Annotated in this window: 16 protein-coding genes; 8 read left to right on the top strand and 8 right to left on the bottom strand. The window is 71.9% G+C overall.

What is annotated here, in order from left to right; all coding sequences use genetic code 11:
• Positions 1–73: 73 nt before the first annotated feature.
• Complete coding sequence (locus tag RM704_RS33035) at positions 74–1,492, bottom strand: NCS2 family permease (protein WP_438828967.1); 1,419 nt, start codon at positions 1,490–1,492, stop codon at positions 74–76.
• 134 nt (positions 1,493–1,626) lie between these two features.
• On the opposite strand from RM704_RS33035, the gene RM704_RS33030 reads away from it, so the two are divergent.
• The 3 genes from RM704_RS33030 (at position 1,627) to RM704_RS33020 (ending at position 5,286) form a co-directional block, all read left to right on the top strand.
• Entirely contained in the window at positions 1,627–1,947 is a 321-nt protein-coding gene (locus tag RM704_RS33030; RefSeq protein WP_052145899.1) for a DUF2530 domain-containing protein, read from the top strand.
• Between the two features lie 161 nt (positions 1,948–2,108).
• Positions 2,109–4,517 carry an HAD-IC family P-type ATPase gene (locus RM704_RS33025; protein ID WP_033525918.1) on the top strand — a complete coding sequence of 803 codons (2,409 nt, stop codon included), beginning with the start codon at positions 2,109–2,111 and terminating at the stop codon, positions 4,515–4,517.
• Between the two features lie 214 nt (positions 4,518–4,731).
• Positions 4,732–5,286 carry a hypothetical protein gene (locus RM704_RS33020; RefSeq protein WP_033525919.1) on the top strand — a complete coding sequence of 185 codons (555 nt, stop codon included), beginning with the start codon at positions 4,732–4,734 and terminating at the stop codon, positions 5,284–5,286.
• A gap of 69 nt (positions 5,287–5,355) precedes the next feature.
• Here RM704_RS33020 and RM704_RS33015 read toward each other — a convergent pair whose 3' ends face one another.
• The 4 genes from RM704_RS33015 to RM704_RS33000 form a co-directional block, all read right to left on the bottom strand.
• Entirely contained in the window at positions 5,356–6,192 is an 837-nt protein-coding gene (locus RM704_RS33015; protein WP_033525920.1) for a DUF5707 domain-containing protein, read from the bottom strand.
• 133 nt (positions 6,193–6,325) lie between these two features.
• Positions 6,326–7,105 (bottom strand): hypothetical protein, encoded by a 780-nt coding sequence (locus RM704_RS33010; protein WP_033525921.1) that lies wholly within the window; start codon positions 7,103–7,105, stop codon positions 6,326–6,328.
• A gap of 181 nt (positions 7,106–7,286) precedes the next feature.
• Entirely contained in the window at positions 7,287–10,436 is a 3,150-nt protein-coding gene (locus RM704_RS33005; protein WP_033525922.1) for a sacsin N-terminal ATP-binding-like domain-containing protein, read from the bottom strand.
• 167 nt (positions 10,437–10,603) lie between these two features.
• Positions 10,604–11,536 (bottom strand): DUF3027 domain-containing protein, encoded by a 933-nt coding sequence (locus RM704_RS33000; RefSeq protein ID WP_033525923.1) that lies wholly within the window; start codon positions 11,534–11,536, stop codon positions 10,604–10,606.
• 649 nt (positions 11,537–12,185) lie between these two features.
• Between RM704_RS33000 and RM704_RS32995 the strand changes: the two genes are divergently transcribed.
• The 4 genes from RM704_RS32995 to RM704_RS32980 all read left to right on the top strand — a co-directional run bounded on the left by RM704_RS32995 (position 12,186) and on the right by RM704_RS32980 (position 15,828).
• Complete coding sequence (locus RM704_RS32995) at positions 12,186–13,574, top strand: MFS transporter (RefSeq protein ID WP_078937002.1); 1,389 nt, start codon at positions 12,186–12,188, stop codon at positions 13,572–13,574.
• A gap of 62 nt (positions 13,575–13,636) precedes the next feature.
• On the top strand, positions 13,637–14,131 hold the full coding sequence (locus RM704_RS32990) for a hypothetical protein (protein WP_033525925.1): 495 nt from the start codon (positions 13,637–13,639) through the stop codon (positions 14,129–14,131).
• Positions 14,132–14,147: 16 nt separating this feature from the next.
• Complete coding sequence (locus RM704_RS32985) at positions 14,148–14,936, top strand: futalosine hydrolase (RefSeq protein WP_033525926.1); 789 nt, start codon at positions 14,148–14,150, stop codon at positions 14,934–14,936.
• Positions 14,937–15,000: 64 nt separating this feature from the next.
• Positions 15,001–15,828, top strand: coding sequence for a 1,4-dihydroxy-6-naphtoate synthase (locus RM704_RS32980; protein WP_033526049.1), 828 nt, complete (start codon positions 15,001–15,003; stop codon positions 15,826–15,828).
• Positions 15,829–15,849: 21 nt separating this feature from the next.
• On the opposite strand, the gene RM704_RS32975 is transcribed toward RM704_RS32980, so the two are convergent.
• Entirely contained in the window at positions 15,850–16,233 is a 384-nt protein-coding gene (locus RM704_RS32975; protein WP_033525927.1) for a cold-shock protein, read from the bottom strand.
• Between the two features lie 204 nt (positions 16,234–16,437).
• Between RM704_RS32975 and RM704_RS32970 the strand changes: the two genes are divergently transcribed.
• Positions 16,438–16,689 (top strand): hypothetical protein, encoded by a 252-nt coding sequence (locus RM704_RS32970; RefSeq protein WP_033525928.1) that lies wholly within the window; start codon positions 16,438–16,440, stop codon positions 16,687–16,689.
• A 15-nt stretch (positions 16,690–16,704) separates the two neighbouring features.
• Here RM704_RS32970 and RM704_RS32965 read toward each other — a convergent pair whose 3' ends face one another.
• Positions 16,705–17,340 (bottom strand): HAD family hydrolase, encoded by a 636-nt coding sequence (locus RM704_RS32965; protein WP_033525929.1) that lies wholly within the window; start codon positions 17,338–17,340, stop codon positions 16,705–16,707.
• A 214-nt stretch (positions 17,341–17,554) separates the two neighbouring features.
• Positions 17,555–18,655 (bottom strand): membrane protein, encoded by a 1,101-nt coding sequence (locus tag RM704_RS32960; protein ID WP_033525930.1) that lies wholly within the window; start codon positions 18,653–18,655, stop codon positions 17,555–17,557.
• Positions 18,656–18,700: the final 45 nt, after the last annotated feature.

Below are 18,700 nucleotides of genomic sequence, written 5' to 3'. Positions count from 1 at the left end.
TGACCTGAGGGCCGGGGCGACGTGGGGGACCGAGGGCCGGGGAGGCGGGGTCAGCCGCAGCGGCCGCGCCCGCTCACGTCAGACCCAGCGCCGGCATCAGGTAGTAGAAGAGGAAGACCGCCGACACCGCGTACATCGCGACCGGAACGTCGCGACCGCGCCCCGCGGCCAGCCGCAGCACGACGAAGGTGATGAAGCCCATGCCGATGCCGTTGGTGATCGAGTAGGTGAACGGCATCATCACCATCGTCACGAAGGCCGGGATCGCGATCGTGTAGTCGGCCCAGTCGATCTCGCGGACGGAGTTCGCGAGGATCAGGAACCCGACCGCGAGCAGCGCCGGAGTGGCCGCCTGGGAGGGGACCATGGTGGCGACCGGGGTGAGGAACAGCGCGACGGCGAACAGGCCACCGGTGACCACGTTCGCGAAGCCGGTGCGCGCGCCCTCGCCCACGCCCGCCGTCGACTCCACGAAGCAGGTCGTGGCGGACGAGGAGCTGGCACCACCGGCCGCGACGGCGATGCCGTCGACGAAGAGCACCTTGTTGATGCCCGGCATCTGACCGTCCGCGTCGGTCAGCTTGGCCTCGTCGCCGACGCCCATGATCGTGCCCATCGCGTCGAAGAAGCACGACAGCAGGACCGTGAAGACGAAGAGGACGCCGGTCAACAGGCCGACCTTGTCGAAGCCGCCGAAGAGACTGACCTCGCCGAGCAGCCCGAAGTCGGGGGTCGCGACCGGGCTGCCGGGCCACTGCGGGGTGGTCAGGCCCCAGGAACCGGCAGGAAGCTTCGCGACGGCCTCGACGACCACCGCGAGCAGCGTCATCGCGACGATCGAGATGAGGATCGCGCCCGGCACCTTGCGCACGATCAGCGCGAGCGTCAGCAGCGCGCCGAGGGCGAAGACGAGCACCGGCCACCCGTTGAGGTGCCCGTCCGCGCCGAGCTGGAGCGGCACGGTCGTCCTGGCGATGTCCGGGACACGGGTGACGAAGCCGGCGTCGACCAGCCCGATCAGCATGATGAACAGGCCGATACCGATGGAGATGCCCTTGCGCAGGCCCAGCGGCACCGCGTTCATGACGCGCTCCCGCAGGCCCGTCGCCACCAGCAGCATCACGATGAAACCGGCCAGCACCACCATGCCCATCGCGTCCGGCCACGACATGCGCGGCGCGAGCTGGAGGGCGACGACCGTGTTCACGCCGAGCCCCGCCGCCAGCGCGATGGGCACATTGCCGATGACGCCCATGAGGAGGGTGGTGAAGGCGGCGGTGACCGCGGTGGCGGTGACCAGCTGGCCGTAGTCCAGCTGATGCCCGTACATGTCCTTCGCGCTGCTCAGGATGATCGGGTTGAGCACGATGATGTACGCCATCGCGAAGAAGGTGGCGAACCCGCCCCGGATCTCACGCGACAGTGTGCTGCCGCGCTCCGTGATCCTGAAGTAGCGGTCGAAGGAGCCCTGCGGGGACATACGAGACCTCATCCCCAACAGACCTTCAGGCTTGTTGGAGTTTTCTACGAACGGAAGTGGCCAGTCAGAAACCGTTTCAGTATGAACATACATTGCGGTCGAAGCCATCTCCGCGCGTAGACCCCGGCGCCTCGTAAGCTGTGCCCATGGCGAAGTGGACCCCCAAGCACGAGGCACCGGAGCCCCTGGAAGGGCCCATCGTGCCGACCATCATCGGCGGCACGATCCTGTGGCTCGTCCTCTTCGTCGTCCAGCTCCCCTTCTACGGCTGGTACGAGGACCACGGGCACACCTGGTGGGTGTGGACCTGCCTGGCGGGCGGCGGACTCGGCTTCATCGGCATCTACTACGTGCGCAGACGGGACGCGGCGATCAAGCGGGCGGCCGAGGCGGAGGCGGACGCGCAGACCGGTAAGGCCGGGGCGGGCACCGGGGCCGACGCCACCGACGTCACACCGGTCGAGTAGGGATCACACCGGCCGAGCGGGCACTCCTCCGCCGGACCGGGCGGCCCGAACCTCCGGTGTAGTTCCCGGGCACCACGGCGCCCCTTCCCCCCTCCTCCCCAGGTCGGATCTTTCGCGCACTCGGTGGGTGAACCCCCAAATCCGCACGTACCGTCGAATGCATGACGCACATCGACGCGGGCACCGACCTCGATCCTGTGCACCCCACCACCGCCTCGGCCCCCCTGGACACGGAACGGGCGCGTGGTCTGACCGCCGCCGAGGTGGCCGAGCGGGTGGCGCGCGGCGAGGTGAACGACGTACCCGTACGGAGCAGCCGCTCCACGGTGGACATCGTCCGCGCGAACGTCTTCACCCGGTTCAACGCGATCATCGGCGCCCTCTGGGTGATCATGCTCTTCGTCGCGCCGATCCAGGACAGTCTCTTCGGCTTCGTGATCCTGGCCAACACGGGCATCGGCATCGTCCAGGAGTGGCGGGCGAAGAAGACCCTCGACTCCCTCGCGGTGATCGGCGAGGCGAGGCCCACGGTCCGGCGGGACGGCGCCGCCGCGTCGGTCGGCACCTCCGAGATCGTCCTCGGGGACCTGATCGAGATCGGGCCCGGGGACAAGATCGTCGTCGACGGGGAGTGCGTCGAGACCGACGGGCTGGAGATCGACGAGTCGCTGCTCACCGGTGAGGCCGATCCGGTCGTCAAACAGCCCGGCGACCAGGTGATGTCGGGCAGTTTCGTGGTCGCGGGCGGCGGCGCGTTCACCGCGACCAAGGTCGGACGCGAGGCGTACGCGGCTCAGCTGGCCGAGGAGGCGAGCCGCTTCACCCTCGTCCACTCCGAGCTGCGCTCCGGCATCTCCACCATCCTCAAGTACGTCACCTGGATGATGGTCCCGACAGCGATCGGCCTGATCATCAGCCAGCTGATCGTGAAGGAGAACGACTTCAAGGACTCCGTCGCCCGCACGGTCGGCGGCATCGTCCCGATGGTCCCCGAGGGCCTCGTCCTGCTCACCTCCGTCGCCTTCGCCATCGGCGTCATCCGTCTCGGCCGCAAGCAGTGCCTGGTGCAGGAGCTGCCGGCCATCGAGGGCCTGGCCCGCGTAGACACCGTCTGCCTGGACAAGACGGGCACGCTCACCGAGGGCGGCATGGACGTCACCGAGCTGCGTCCCCTGGGCGGGACGGACGAGTCGTACGCACGCCGTGTGCTGGGCGCCCTCGGCACCTCGGACCCCCGGCCGAACGCCTCGCTCCAGGCGATCATCGACGCCTACCCGGACGGCGAGGACTGGCGCTGCACCGAGTCACTGCCCTTCTCCTCGGCCCGCAAGTACAGCGGCGCGGCCTTCAACGAGGGTGACGGCGAGTCCAGCACCTGGCTGCTGGGCGCCCCCGACGTCCTCCTCCCCGACGACGACCCGGCCCTCACCGAGACCGAACGGCTGAACGAGGACGGGCTACGGGTGCTGCTGCTGGCCCGGGTGACCCGGGAACTGGACGACCCCGAGGTCGCGACCGGCGCGCACCCCACCGCCCTCGTCGTCCTCGAACAGCGGCTGCGCCCGGACGCCGCCGACACCCTGCGCTACTTCGAGGAACAGAACGTACGGGCGAAGGTCATCTCCGGCGACAACGCGGTGTCGGTCGGCGCGGTGGCCGGAAAGCTCGGCCTGAGCGGCGACGTGGTCGACGCCCGCCGGCTGCCCGCCGAACGCGGCGAGATGGCGACGGCCCTCGACGCGGGCACCGTGTTCGGCCGCGTGACCCCCCAGCAGAAGCGGGACATGGTCGGCGCGCTCCAGTCCCACGGCCACACGGTGGCGATGACCGGCGACGGGGTGAACGACGTCCTGGCCCTCAAGGACGCCGACATCGGTGTGGCGATGGGCTCCGGGTCGGAGGCGACGAAAGCCGTGGCCCAGATCGTCCTCCTCAACAACAGCTTCGCGACGCTGCCGTCGGTGGTCGCCGAGGGCCGCCGGGTCATCGGCAACATCACCCGCGTGGCGACGCTCTTCCTGGTGAAGACGGTCTACTCGGTGCTCCTCGCCATCCTGGTCGTCTGCTGGCAGGTGGAGTACCCCTTCCTCCCCCGCCATCTGACCCTGCTCTCCACCCTGACGATCGGCGTCCCGGCGTTCTTCCTCGCCCTCGCCCCCAACAAGGAGCGGGCGAGACCCCACTTCGTCCGCCGGGTCATGCGCTACGCCATCCCGGGCGGCGTACTGGCGGCCCTGGCGACCTTCGCCACCTACCTGATCGCCCGCCACCACTACACGGGTGAGGACGCGCTGGAGGCCGAGACCAGCGCCGCCACCCTCACGCTCTTCCTGATCTCCATGTGGGTGCTGGCCATCATCGCCCGCCCCTACACCTGGTGGCGTCTCGGCCTGGTCGCCGCGATGGCGGCCGGGTTCCTGCTGGTCCTCGTCGTCCCCTGGCTCCAGGACTTCTTCGCGCTGCGCCTGGTCGGTACGACGATGCCGTGGACGGCGGTCGCCGTCGCGGCCGGGGCCGCGGCGATCCTGGAGTTCCTGTGGAGATGGGTGGACCGCCGCTTCCCCGCGTAGCACGGGCACCGCGCGCAGGGCGTACGCCCGCGCGGGAGTCGGGCGTGCGCCCGTGGGGGAAACCGGACCCGCCCGGCCGGCGTCCTCGCCTCTGACCGACCTCGTCGCGACCGCTCCCGGCCTGCCCGGCCTCCCTGGCCTCACCGGCCGGGGCCTCACCGGCCGGGAGCGGGACCGTGCGCGGTGTCCGGTACAGCGAGGGGGGAAGCACCACATGAACCCGGATCAGCCGGTGGAGTTCCACGCCCCGTGCGGGCATCTGATCTCGGCACCGGCCGACCGCGTCGGGCAGGAGGTCCGCTGCCCCCACTGTCATCAGGTGGTCCGGGTCCCGCCGCCCGACGTCCCGTACGCCTCGGCGGTGCCCGTCCCGGCCGACGCCGTCGAGCCGCTCGCGCTGACCGCCCTCTACGTGACCACGCTGATCGGTGGTCTGCTCACCGCCGGTCTCGTCTACCTGGTCATGTTCGACGAGTTCTCCGAGTCCGAGCTGGTCTCGATCACACCGCTGTGGTTCTTCCCCGTCGTCTTCGGCCTGTACGGCTTCGCCTCCCAGCGGCTGCTGCGCCACATCGCCACCGGCCGCGCGAGAACCCTCGGCGAAGCGGCCCGCGTCTCCATCGACGTGGCCGGTTACTGGGCGGCCCTGGTGCTCTTCCCGTTCCTGGTCCTGAAGTGGCGCGGTTCCCTGCTGGTGTCGCTGGCGGCGGCACTCTTCTGGGCCGTCCTGCTGTGGCTCTTCTTCGCCCTGCTCTTCCCGACGCTCTGACCGAACGGAGAGGGGTGCCGCGGCCGACGACCGGCCACGACACCCCTCGCCGGGTCCGTGCTCGACGTCCTACTTCACGTCGATCGCGTCGGCCGCGGAGGTCACGGCCGGCGTGGTGGAGGTGCCCGCGAACGTGAAGCGGTACGAACCGTCGGCGCTCGCCTTGACGGTGGTCTTCAGCGCACCGCCGGAGCCGGACTTGACCGTCTTGACGTCCTTGTAGACGGACGTGCCCTTCTTCTTGAACTGCAGCTTCACGGACTGTCCGGTGTAGCCCGCGTACTTGAGCGTGTCCCAGTTGGCGCGCGTCAGCTTGCCGGAGACCGTGATGGTCTTGCCCTTCTTGACCGGCTCGGGAGAGGCGTTGGTGGTCAGCGCGGACGCGCGCTTGACGCTCGCCGTGGAGTGCTTCTCCTGGATGTTGTAGTCGCCGTCCTTGGCCAGGGCACCGGCATAGACGTGCCACTTGCCGGCCAGGACGTTGCTGTAGATGTTGTCCTTCGGGTCGGCGACGACGGTCACCTTGCAGGTGGACGTGGTCGCGTCGACGGCGGTGCAGGTGCCGTTATCCGCGTCCGGGACCATCGCGCCCACGACATCGCCGGAGTCGATGTCGTTCCCCTTCCACAGGAACGCGTAGCCGTCCTCGATGCCTGACGGGTCGGTCGCGGTGACCGAGAGCGTGACGCTCTTCTTCTTGGAGGTGCCGACCACGATGTCCTTGCCACCGTTGACGGTGACCTTCTTGATGACGGTGTCGCCGACGATCTCGTCCGCCAGGGCCCCGAACGGCGTGACCGACGCCCCGAGGGCGCCGGGCGCGTCATCGGCCTGCGCGGCCGGAACGGCGAAGGCGGACAGGGCGAGAGCGCCCGAGACGGCGATCACAGTGGCACGCATACGCATGTATTTCCCCCGGTGGTGAGGTGGGGCTCACGGTAGTCGTCCCATGGGCCCAGGTGGTCGCGAGTCGGTCGACCCGCGGGCGCTGCGGATGGGGACGCGCCGATTCCCCCGGCACGTCCCCTGGTCCAGCTGCTTACTTCACGTCGATGGTGTCGCCCGTGGCGGTCGCACCCGCCGTGGTCGAGGTGCCCGCGAAGACGTAGCGGTAGGTGCCGTCGGCGCTCGCCTTGACGGTGGTGGACACCGCGCCCGTGGAGGCGGAGTTGACGGTCTTGACCGTCTTGTAGGCGGTCGTGCCCGCCTTCTTGAACTGCAGCTGCACCGGCTGACCGCCGAGCGCGCCGTTCACGCCGGTGTTCCAGTTGGCGCGGGTCAGCTTGCTGGTGACGGTGATCGTCGCACCCTTGGCGACCGGCTCCGGCGAGGCGTTCGCACCCGCGAGCTGGGCGGCGCGCAGGACCTTGAACGACTTGAGGTTGTCCTTCTGGACGTAGTCGTAGTCCTTGGCCTGGGCGATCGCCCAGGTCTTCCACGTGCCCGCGACGGAGTTGATGGCGTTGCCGTTCGGCGTGAAGGTGAAGCTCGCCGTGCAGTTGGACTTGGTCGACGTCACCTTCTTGCAGGTGATCGGGTCCTTGCTCGGCGAGGCGGCGCTGTCGGCGGTCTCGATGTTCGCACCGCGGTACAGGTACGCCGTGGCCATGCGGTGGCCGGAGTTGTCCGTGACGGTGAACTTGAGCGTGATGGTCTTCTTGGCCTTCGCGCCGACGACGACGGCCTTGCCGCCGTTGACGGAAACGCTGGTGACCTTGATGTTGCCGTACTTCTCGTCGGCCTGCGCGGCCGGAGCAGCGAGGGCGGTCAGAGCCAGGGCGCCGGTGACGACGACGCCCAGAGTCGCACGCTTGTGCAATGTATTCCCCACGTAGAAGGGGACCCGCGGCGAAGATGACGCACGAAGTGTCGGCACACGGGGCCCGAGTGTCTGGAGAGCCGGGTGGCTCACCAGATCAGACTCGGGGCCCGTGGGAATGGTTGTACGAGTTGTGAACAACCTTTGCGAATGTTGCGCGGATCACATCGCGAAGGTTTGGTCAGTCGAACCAGCGGTCCCGCGCCAACTCCTCGGTCCTGGACGGGTCTTCGAGCAGCGCGGCCACCTCGAAGCGACGCGGCCACTGCCCCGCCGCCCAGGCCAGCCCGGCCGCGACGCCCTCCAGCGTGGCGGCGTGCAGCACGCCGTCCCGGGTGCGGCGCCAGTCCAACTCGACTCCGTCGACGACGAGTTCCTCGTGCTCGACGTACGACGACGGGGTGGCCGGGCCGAGCAGGACCCGTACCGACTCCGGTACGTCGTGCTCCGTGCCCTCCGAGTCGACCTCCCCGGTCACCGACTCGCTGAGCCGCCGCACCTGGAACAGCTCGGCCAACTCCGCGGCCCGCGACGGCCGTACGGGGAGCAGTGGCACCCCGGAGGTGAAGGGAAGCAGGTCGGGCGAGTCGACGACCACGGCGTCGGCCGCGTCCACGACGGTCACCTCGCCGTCCAGCACAGCGCGCAACTCATCGGGGAGGGTGACCTGTTCGGGATCGAGGTCGGCCAACGCGCCGTACAGGCCGTGCAGTTGCGTGGCGGACACCGGGAGGCCGGGGTCGGCCAGACGGTCCAGCAGTTCGGCGGCGCCACCCGGCTCGTCCAGCAGCGCGGCCACCGAGGTGCGCACACCCAGCGCCCGCAGGACCTGCTCGTCGTCGAAGCCGGTGGCGTCGGCCTCGTCGTACAGGCCGCGCAGCAGCGGATCGCCGCCGGCCGCGAGCAGGCCCGCCGGGCGGCGGCCGTCGAGCACCGGGTGGCCGCGCAGCCACCAGGCCGTGTAGGGGCGGACGATCTCGTGCGTACCGTCCGGGAGCAGGATGCGCACCGGCTGGACCAGCGCGTCACGCAGCGGCGGGCGGGCGAGCAGGGCGAGCGCCTCCGGCCAGCGGTCCTCGTCGACGAGGTCCAGGTCGCGCACGGCCACGATCTCCGTCGCGACCGGCGGCACCGGGCTGTCCGGGAACCGGTCGAGGATGTCCTCGGACCACACGTCCACCGCGTCCAGCAGACCGGCGTCGTCGGGCTCGGCGAAGTCCCCGTCGCGCGGCTCCAGTTCGTCGGGGTCGAGGACGACGTCGGTGGCGCGGACGAGGGCGAAGTCCGCGAGGACCCCACAGGCGGCCAGGGGCTGTTCGCCCCAGCGGTCGGCCAGTTCGGCGTCGACGAAGGCGAGTTCACCCTCGCGCATGACGCGGGCGAACGGGCTGCCGGGCAGCACGAGCTCACCGGCGGGGGCCAGTTCGCCGTCCTCGTCGGTCAGCGCGAGGGCGCCGAGCCAGGGCTCGTCCCCGGGGTCGAGGGCCGCGTCACGGACCAGGGCGAGGACGAGATCGGCCAGCTCCTCGGCGTCCGGCCGTCCGTCCTCCTCGTCCCAGACACCGCCCTCGTCGTCCAGGGAGGCGGCCACGGCGGCCCGCACCTGCGGGGTCGTGAGCACCGCACGCGGGGTCGCGGGCAGCGCGCCCAGCTTCTCCAGGAGGGGATGCGCGGCGTCCGGGTGCGCCACCCTCAGCCCGAGGCGGGCCAGGGTGTCGGGGCGGGCCGTCTGCGGGCCGTCGGGGGTCGGCAGGAGGATCTGCCGGGGGCCGATGGCGGTCCGTCCGTCCGCGAGCGGCACGGGCAGACCGAACAGCCGGTCCGGGTCGACCCCGGCGAGGCTGTCGTAGAGGCGCCGCCACCAGTCGGGGGCCTTCTCCAGCCCCGCGAGCCGGTCGATCGCGTCCCCCAGCGGCAGGCGGGCGACGCCCAACGTCCGCAGCTCCGCGCGCCGTTCGAGCCCGGCGGGCAACAGGCTGGGCAGGACGTCCGCGAGCACCCGCACGGTCTCGGCGCCGGCCCCCTCGACGACCTCGGCGTCACGCGGACGCAGCGCGGCGGACAACTCGTCCAGCTCGTCGTCGGGTTCGGGCGTCACGGCACGCGGCAGGAACGCGGTCCGCGGCAGCCGCTCCAGGATCGCCTGCCGCAGCGCCCCGTCCAGCTCGCCCTTGCCCAGCGGGCCGGGCACGAGGTCGATGATGCCCTCGCCCACCGGCTCCCAGGCCGCGAGGAGCGCGGCGTACGCGTCGGCCGCGCGCTGCACGAGGAAGTCGGTGAGCGGTCCGGGCGCCGCGTGCCGCCGCGTCGTGTCCAGCGGGAAGGAGGCGATGAGCAGCGCGGGGACCCCGAGGGCCTCGTCGCTGGGCGTCGGCGCGTGCACGACGGGGCTGGTGCGCGGCCGGACCGGCGCGCCGTCGGGCCCGGTCGGCACCGCCCAGGTGACGGACCAGTACGGCCGCAGCCGCTCCTCGACGGGCCGGTCGGCGAGCAGCGCGGCCTCGATCGCCCCGTGCTCGGCGACGGTACGCCAGCGCGTCACCCCGTCCCGCGAGTCCTCCACGACGACGTACGCCCCCTCCACGCGCCGTCGCATCGTCCGTACCTCATCGGTGCCGATCTCGATGACGACCTCGTCGAGGCCGGGCAGGGCCAGCAGCAGCGCGTCGTCGACCGCGTGCAGCAGCCGCTCGGCGAGATCGGCGGCGGCGGCGTCGCGCAGCGGCAGGATCACGACGGTGTCGTACGAGTCCGGAGCGGTCCCCTCGGCCGCGAACGGCAGCCGCAGCAGCGGCACGTGACCGTCACGGCGGCGGATCTCGTCGCCCAGTCCCGGACTGTGCCGGGCGGTGTCGGCGGCGAGCAGCCGGGCCTCGGCGAGCGAGAAGCGGATACCGCCGTGCCGCCCGACGACGGCGGGCTCGTCGGTGACGGCGAGCACGGCGGCGAACCCGACACCGAACCGGCCGACCGCGCCCTCGTGGCCGCCGCCCTGGGTGTCCCGCTTCGCGGACGCGCGGAGCGTGGACAGCGACTCCACGCCTCCCGCGTCCAGCGGGGCGCCCGTGTTGGCCGCGACGAGGACACCGTCCCGGAGGGTCAGCCTCAGCCGTCCCGGCACCTTGGCCCGGGCGGCGGCGTCGGCGGCGTTCTGCGCCAGTTCCACGACGAGGCGGTCCCGGTAGCCGCCGAGGACGAGATCCTCCTCGGCGTTGGCGTCCTCGCGGAACCGGGCGGGGCTGGTCGCCCAGGCGTCCAGCACGCCCCGCCGCAGTCGCGCCGTCCCGAACGGGTCCGCACCCTCGGCTGCCGGCCGCACGAACTTGCTCACGGTTCACTTCTCCCTGTCGTGTGGTGGACACGAAGGTACCGGGTCGCCGCGCTGGCTAGGCCGTCTGTCCAGGGTGGTGGGGGTAGCTGGTATGTCCGGGGGTGCGAGCAGCCCCACCGGAGCCGCACCCGCGAACCGGCGAACCGGCGACCGGTGAACCGGCGGCCCTACGAATGCCCCAGGTCCGCCTCGGACTCGACATCCTCCGACCCCATCGGCACCGACCCGGAATCCGGGGCCGGCCGCAGCGGGAAGGGGTCCACCCGGGTCTCGTCGAGCCGCGGCGGAGCAGGCCGCGGCGGCTTCGGCATGACCGCCGCCTCGGAGTGCCCCCCGCACCCGTACGTCAGGGAGACCATCCGCCCGTCCGCCGGGGCGAACTCGTTCGCGCACACGCCGAAGGCCTGCCCGAGCGATCCCCCGATCGGCACGAGGAATCCACAACTCACACACGCGGCGGGCGCGGCCTGGGCCATCGCGGTCTTGGCCCCGAACCCTTCCTCCCACCGGTCCGCCGCCGTGTGCAGCCCGTACCGGGACAGGACACGGGCCCGGCGCATGCCCAGCTCCTCGGCGACCGCGGCGATCGACCCGCGGCTCGGCACGAGCGGCAGGTTCGCCGGCACCCCGCCGGTGACCTCGGCGTCCTCCGCCTCCACCAGCTCGGCCATGTCGTGCGAGACCGGGGAGTTGGGCAGCGGTTCGTCCTCGCCGGTGTACCCGGGCTCCAGCCGCAGGTCCTCGGCGTCGGTGGGCAACAGATCGCCGGGGCCCATGTCGCCGGGCCGGAGCCGCTCGCTCCACGGCACCCACTCCGGCGCGAGCAGCGCGTCCGGGCCGGGCAGCAGCACGACCTCGTCCAGGGTCACGATCTTCGCGCGGGAGGCACGGGCGACGGTCACCGCCCAGCGCCAGCCCCGGTAGCCCATCTCCTTGCACTCGAAGAAGTGCGTCACGACACGATCGCCCTCGGAGACGAGCCCCGCGTGCTCGCCCACCACACCGGGGGCGGCGGCCTCCTCGGCGGCGGAGCGGGCGAGGTCGACGGCCTCGGCACACAGACGGTCGGGGGTGCGGCTTCGCGTTGTCGCTGCGCTCACAGGTATCGCTTCTCTCCTACGCCGTCTCACGAGTGCGCCTCCCTCGGCGGGGGGAGCGGACGGAGCGGACCAAGGGGCCGCGTCGACGTCCGCGCCCGATCGCACTCGGGCGCACCTATGTCATCCATTCTGCGGGATGAACGAGAGGCGCGCGGCCGAGAACAACCGCCGCAGGCGCGCTATGCACGCTACCTTCTCCGAGGCTCCGCGCCCACACCGACGTAAGGGTTCCGCGATTCCGCTGCGCTCGGCTCCGGCCGACGACGGGGGGTGGGGGCGGACTTCGGGCGGGGTCGATGGTTGGCGGGAAACCGCCGTGGCCTGCGGTGGGCTCCACGTCAGCCGGTCCGGAAGCCGGGGCGACGTGGTCATGCGCGGGCCCGGTGGGGCTTCTCGCGCAGTTCCCCGCGCCCCGGAAAAGCAGGGGCTACGCCCCGTGCTTTTCCCCCGCGGCCCCGTTGCCGTTCCAGGCCGGCAGGGCCTGCTCTTTCAGGCCCGCAGGGGCCTGATGGCTTTCAGGGGCGCGGGGAACTGCGCGAGAAGCCCCACTCACCCGCACCCGCCGACGAAACAGGCGCCCCCGACCCACCCCACGGCCATACGAGCGGTAACCGCACTACGCCCCGCCTTCTCGGGGCACTATGACGGGGTGAACGGCGCCGAGCGGAGCGAAGCGCGCGGATCGGGTCGGGTGACCGGCGCGGTCCGCTCGGTGGGCCGCGCCCTGCACCTGCCGTTCACCGGCCCGGCCCGAGGCATCCGCAAGGCCACCCACGCCCACGGCGCCGGCGAGTCCGGCCTCGGCAAACTGATCGAGCTGCACGGGGTGAACGGCGCCGGCGACGTCATGATCACCGTCTCCCTCGCCTCCACCGTCTTCTTCTCCGTCCCCACCGACGAGGCCCGCGGCCGGGTCGCCCTCTACCTCGCCATCACCCTCGCCCCCTTCGCCCTGCTGGCCCCGGTCGTCGGCCCGCTGCTGGACCGTCTCCCCCACGGCCGCCGCGCCGCCATGGCCGGCGCCATGCTGGCCCGGGCGTTCCTCGCCCTGATCCTGGTCGGCGCCGTCGAGACGGGCGGGATCGAGCTCTACCCCGCCGCCCTGGGCGTCCTCGTCGCGTCCAAGGCGTACGGCGTGGTCAGAAGCGCGGTCGTCCCCCGTCTCCTGCCGCCCCGGTTCTCCCTGGTGAAGGCCAACTCCCGGGTCACCCTCTGCGGTCTGCTCGCCACCGGCGTCGCCGCGCCCATCGGCGCCGGACTGCAGGCGCTCGGCCCCCGCTGGCCGCTCTACGGCGCCTTCCTGATCTTCGTGGCGGGTACGTTCCTCTCCTTCACGCTGCCCGCGAAGGTCGACTCGGCGAAGGGCGAGGACCGGGCCCTGCTCGCGGCGGACGCCGAGCATCTGCACGGCCCGCACCGCACCAGCACGCTCAAGCGGCCGGGCCTGCGGACGGTCGGCCCGGCGGTCACCCACGCGCTCGCCGCGAACGCCGCCCTGCGCGGCCTCTCCGGATTCCTGATCTTCTATCTGGCGTTCCTGCTGCGCATCCACCCGCTGCACGGGCAGAGTGCGGCCCTGTCGCTGGGCATGGTGGCCGTGGCCGCCGGTACCGGCAACGCGCTGGGCACGGCCGTCGGTGCCTGGGTGAAGCAGCGCTCGCCGGAGCTGATCATCGTGACCGTCGTCGCCGTGGAACTCGCGGTGGCGATCCTGGCGACGCTGTTCTTCGGCACGTTCTTCATCGCCTGCCTCGCCGCGGTCGCCGGTTTCTCGCAGGCCCTGTCCAAGCTGTCGCTGGACGCCCTGATCCAGCGTGACGTCCCCGAAGCCGTGCGGACCTCCGCCTTCGCCCGCTCCGAGACCCTGCTCCAGATGTCCTGGGTGGTCGGCGGCGCCATCGGGATCGCCCTGCCCCTCAACGGCACTCTGGGCATGGCCGTGGCCGCCGCGATCGTCGCCGTCGGCTGGCTCACCACGGTCCGCGGACTGCTCGCCTCCGCCCGGCACGGGGGTGCGCCCCGGCCCCGTGTGGCATGACCCACCCGGCACGCCGTACCCCACGTAGGGGCACCCCCGGACGGGCCAGATAGCCTTCGCCCATGACCTTCCAGCCCCGCGGCGGAGCCGCTCGTCGACACAGCCGTCGCGCCGCAGCCACTCTCGGCGCTGTCTCCGCCGGACTCCTCGTCCTGTCGGCCTGCGACGAGCCGACGCCGATGGCCACCGTCACGATCGGTACCGACTCGATCAGCTCCGAGGCCGCCTGCTACCGGACCCTCACCGCCGAACAGGCCAAGGAGTGCGCGCAGGAGAAGCCCTCCAAGTCGATCGAGCTGGCCCAGGGCGAGACCCTGCGCATCGGTGTCGACCCGGAGGTGTCGGAGACGGGCTGGGCCCTGTGGATCAACGGGGAGCAGGCCACCAACAACACGTTCGACAAGACCTACTGGGCCTTCGAGAACGCCGACCTCTTCGCCACCCAGCCCGGTCAGGCCGCCCAGAAGTCGCTGACCATCAGCGTCGTCGAGCAGAACGCCGAGGGCTCGAAGATCGAGGGCGTGTGGAACTTCGAGCTGAAGAACCCGGACGCCTGATCCACCGCCGACACCCATGCGCATCCTCGTAGCCACCGCCGTCCCGGCCGAACGGGACGCGGTGGCACGAGCGCTTCCGGCCCCGGGAACCGAGACCCGCCTCCCGGCCGGCACCCTGCACCGCCACCGGACGACCACCCACGGACCGGACACGCCACCGTCCGCCGCCCCCCTCACCACCGGCTCGCAGCCCGCCTCCCTCACCACCGGCCCGGAGTACGACCTCCTCGCCGCCGGGGTGGGCCCCGCCCTCGCCGCCGCCTCCACCTCCGGCGCGCTGACCGCCGCGGCCCTGGCGGGCAGGCCGTACGGGCTGGTCGTGTCCGCCGGCATCGCGGGCGGCTTCCTGCCCGAGGCGCCCCTCGGCTCACTCGTCCTCGCCGACGAGATCACGGCCGCCGATCTCGGCGCCGAGACACCGGACGGCTTCCTCCCGGTCACCGACCTCGGCTTCGGCACCGTCACCCACCACCCGCCCCGGGACCTCGTACGCGCCGCCGCGACCGCCACCGGCGCCCGCACCGGCACCGTCCTCACCGTCTCCACGGTCACCGGCAGCGCCGAACGCGCGGCCGCCCTGCGCGCACTCCACCCGCGCGCGCTCGCCGAGGCGATGGAGGGTTTCGGGGTCGCCGAGGCCGCCGCCGCGCACTCCACGCCCGTCCTCGAACTGCGGGCCGTCTCCAATCCCGTGGGCCCGCGCGACCGCGCCGCCTGGCGGATCGGCGACGCCCTGACCGCACTCACCACGGGCTTCGGGAAGCTGACGCCCGTACTGGAGAGTTGGGACCCCTATGAGCCCTGAGACGAGCCCCACGACCGCCCCCGGCGAAGCCGCCCCCGCCGCCGAGGGGACCGGCACGCTGCGGATGGCGTACTCGCCCTGCCCGAACGACACCTTCGTCTTCGACGCGTGGGCCCACGGCCGGATCCCGGGCGCGCCCGCCCTGGACGTGACGTTCGCCGACATCGACATCACCAACGGGATGGCCGAACGCGGCGACCTCGACGTACTGAAGGTGTCGTACGCCGTCCTGCCGTACGTCCTCGACGAGTACGCGCTGCTGCCGTGCGGCGGTGCGCTCGGGCGGGGCTGTGGTCCGCTGGTGCTGACGCGGGAGCCGGGCACGGACCTCACCGGCCGTACGGTGGCCGTGCCGAGCGAGCGCTCGACCGCGTATCTGCTCTTCCGTCTCTGGGCGGCGGACACGCTGCCCGGCGGGGTCGGCGAGATCGTCGTGCTGCCGTTCCACGAGATCATGCCGGCCGTACGGGACGGGAAGGTCGACGCCGGACTCGTCATCCACGAGGCCCGCTTCACATACCGGAACTACGGCCTCCACAAGCTCGCCGACATGGGCGAACACTGGGAGGAGACGACGGGACTGCCGATCCCGCTCGGCGCGATCATCGCGAAGCGTTCGCTGGGGCGGGAGACCCTGACGACGCTCGCCGAGACGATCCGCACCTCCGTCCGCGCGGCCTGGGACGACCCCGAGGCCTCCCGCCCGTACGTCCTGGCACACGCCCAGGAGATGGACCCGGCCGTCGCCGACCAGCACATCGGCCTGTACGTCAACGAGTTCACGGCCGACCTCGGCGAGGACGGCTACGCGGCGGTCAGGGGGCTGCTCACCCGCGCGGCGGCCGAGGGACTGGTACCGCCCCTCGGCCCGGACGCGCTCGAATTCCCTTGAGAGGGACGGGAGTCGGCGGGGCTACACGTCCAACTGGTCGGCGACGGCGCGCAACAGACCGGCGATCTTCTTGCCGGCGGCACGGTCGGGATAGCGGCCCCGCTCCAGCATCGGCGTGATGTTCTCCAGCAGGGTGGTCAGGTCCTGCACGATCGAGGCCAGCTCGTCGGGCTTCTTGCGCTGGGCGGCGGCGACCGAGGGGGCGGGCTCCAGGATCGTCACGGAAAGGGCCTGGTCGCCGCGCTGACCCGCGACGACTCCGAACTCGACCTTCTGACCCGGCTTCAAGGTGTCGACACCGGCGGGCAGTACGGAGGAGTGGACGAAGACGTCACCGCCGTCGTCGCGGGAGAGAAAGCCGAAGCCCTTCTCGGTGTTGAACCATTTGACCTTGCCGGTAGGCACCGTCTGTCCTCGTCCTCGTACTCGTCGGAAACTGCGTCTGAAAAGTGTTCGTAGGTGTTCTGAGTGTGTTCTCGGTGTGCGCAAACTGCTCTGGACAGCACTACAGCGGGTCGTCGGACCCGCCGGTACCCAGCCTATTGGTCCGGGGGCGAGTGACAAGACGTCGGCCGACTGTTCCCTCGCGCTGGGAACTACCCTGGTCGGGTGCGTGACAAAACCCAACCGAATTCCGCCGAACCCGGTGACCGGCTGATCCGTGTCGGCGGCATCGTCTTCATCGTCGGCGCCGTGGCCACACTCGTCACCGTGGCCCCGCTGTTCCTCGGAACGACTCCGTTCCCCACGTTCATGTTCGTCCTGAGCATGCTCATGGGCGTCGGATTCCTCATCGCCGGTGCCGGAGTCCTCCAGTCCGTCGCGGCGGGGCGCAGAAGGGCCCGCGAGGCACGTTTCTAGCCGGACCGGGGCGGCCTACCGGCCGGGCGCCCCTCGGTGCGTGGCGAGCCACGCGGGGAAGGCCGTCAGGTCCGCGAGGACGACGTCGGCGCCCGCCTCGCGCAGCTCCCGCTCGTCGCAGGGGCCGGTGGCGACGGCGACCGAGTACGCCTGCGCCGTGCGCGCGCCGCGTACGTCGCCGGTGTGATCGCCGACGTACACGCTCGCGCCGTGCTCGCGCAGCGCGTCCGCCTTGGCCTCCGCCCACAGGTCGCCCACGACCACGTCGGGCTCGATGCCGAGGTGCTCCAGGTGCAGCTTGGCGTTCGGCTCGTACTTGGCGGTGACGACGATCGCCCGGCCCCCGGCCGCCCGGACCGCCGCGATCGCCTCCGGCGCGCCCGGCATCGCGGGGGTCGCGGCGATCGCGATCGCCGGGTACATCTCGCGGTAGAGGTCCGCCATGGCAGGGATCTCCGCCGCCGGGAACCAGTGCGCCAGCTCGTCCGCCAGGGGCGGCCCCAGCCGGGTGATGGCCAGGTCGGCGTCTATGTGGGCCCCCGTCCGCGCGGCCAACGCCTCATAACAGGCGTGGATGCCCGGCCGTGAATCGATCAACGTCATATCGAGATCGAACCCGACGGTCAGCATGCGAGAGGTCATGCGGTCCATTGTGGGGTGGGGTTGGAGGAGGTCCGACTGTGGGTGCGGGTGGGCAGGGGGTTCTCGCGCAGTTCCCCGCGCCCCTGAAAGAGCAGGCCCCCGCGGGCCTGAAAAGCACGGGGCGCAGCCCCTGGCTTTTCAGGGGCGCGGGGAACTGCGCGAGAAGCCCCCACGCACCCGCACCCGAAGAACCACCGAACGCGGGGCGGGACGAACCCACAGCTCACCGCGGCCGCTGCGACCGCCACAGCAGGTAGAGCGCCGACGACACGGCCGCCACCCGAAGCATCCACGGCCACGTCTCCGCCAACGCATCGCTCATCTGCCCCTGAGCGATCGGATCCCCCCAGCGCCCGTCACCGCGTCCCCACAGCCACACCACACCCCCCGCCGCCACCACGCCGGGAAGCCCCATCACCGCCCACTTCGACTCCGCGGGCGTCAACCTCCGCGAGAGATAGGCGATCAACCACCCCAGCCCCAGCGGCACCAGGCTCCCCATGACCGCTCCCGCGACCAGCAGCACGGCCGCCAGCAACAGCAGCGGATTGCTCCACCCCCCGCCCGCGGGCCGCAACCGGGGCAACGGCACCCGTCGCCGCCGGGACGACGCCTCCTGCTCCGCCTCGCCCGCCGACACACCACCACCCGCCGAGGCCGCCGCCTTCTCGACGACCGCCCCCGCGCCACGCTCCCCGTCCGCTTTCCCGTCCCCTTCCGCCGGCACCGGAGGCGGCTTCAGCAGCTCGGGAATCTCCACGCCGCCGACGAACCCCGGCACGGAGTCCCCGAGGCCGAACCCGATGTCACCGCCGGTTCCCCCGCCCCCACCGACCCGCCACCAGTCGGGCTGAGCGTCCCCCTCGCCGAGCTCGTGCAGCGGGGCGAGATGCGGCGGAGCGGCACCGCCACCCGCCACCGGCGGCGGCACGGCATCGGCGGAACGCGGTCGCGGCACGACCCGGCGCAGCCCCCTGGACAGGCCCTTGGCCCGCTCCCCGGTGTCTCCCGCGTCCCCGGTGTCCTCGGGGGCCGTGTTCCCACCGGTCACCCGTTGCACGGGCACGGCGGCGGCCGGCGGCTCCGGTACGTCACCGGGCGCGCCCGCCGCCTCGACGACCTCGTCCGGCGTACCCAGGCGGGCGATGATGCGGCGCACGGCGGCCGGGCTGTCCACCGGCGCCTTCGCCCGTCGCCGGTCGATCTCGTCCCGCAGCCCCGACACCAGACGCATCCGCGTCGACGACGGCAACTGCCGTTGCTGGGCCAGGTCACCGACCCGGCTCAGATACTCGTAGACGACCTGGTCGCTCTCAATCCCCACGAAGCCCCTCCGGGGTTGGCGCGCGTACTTCCCAGACGGTATCGC

This window comes from Streptomyces gottesmaniae (assembly GCF_031845845.1).
Taxonomy (GTDB): domain Bacteria; phylum Actinomycetota; class Actinomycetes; order Streptomycetales; family Streptomycetaceae; genus Streptomyces; species Streptomyces akebiae.
Note: the sequence above shows the minus strand (reverse complement) of the source record. Positions and strands in the feature narration are given on the sequence as shown.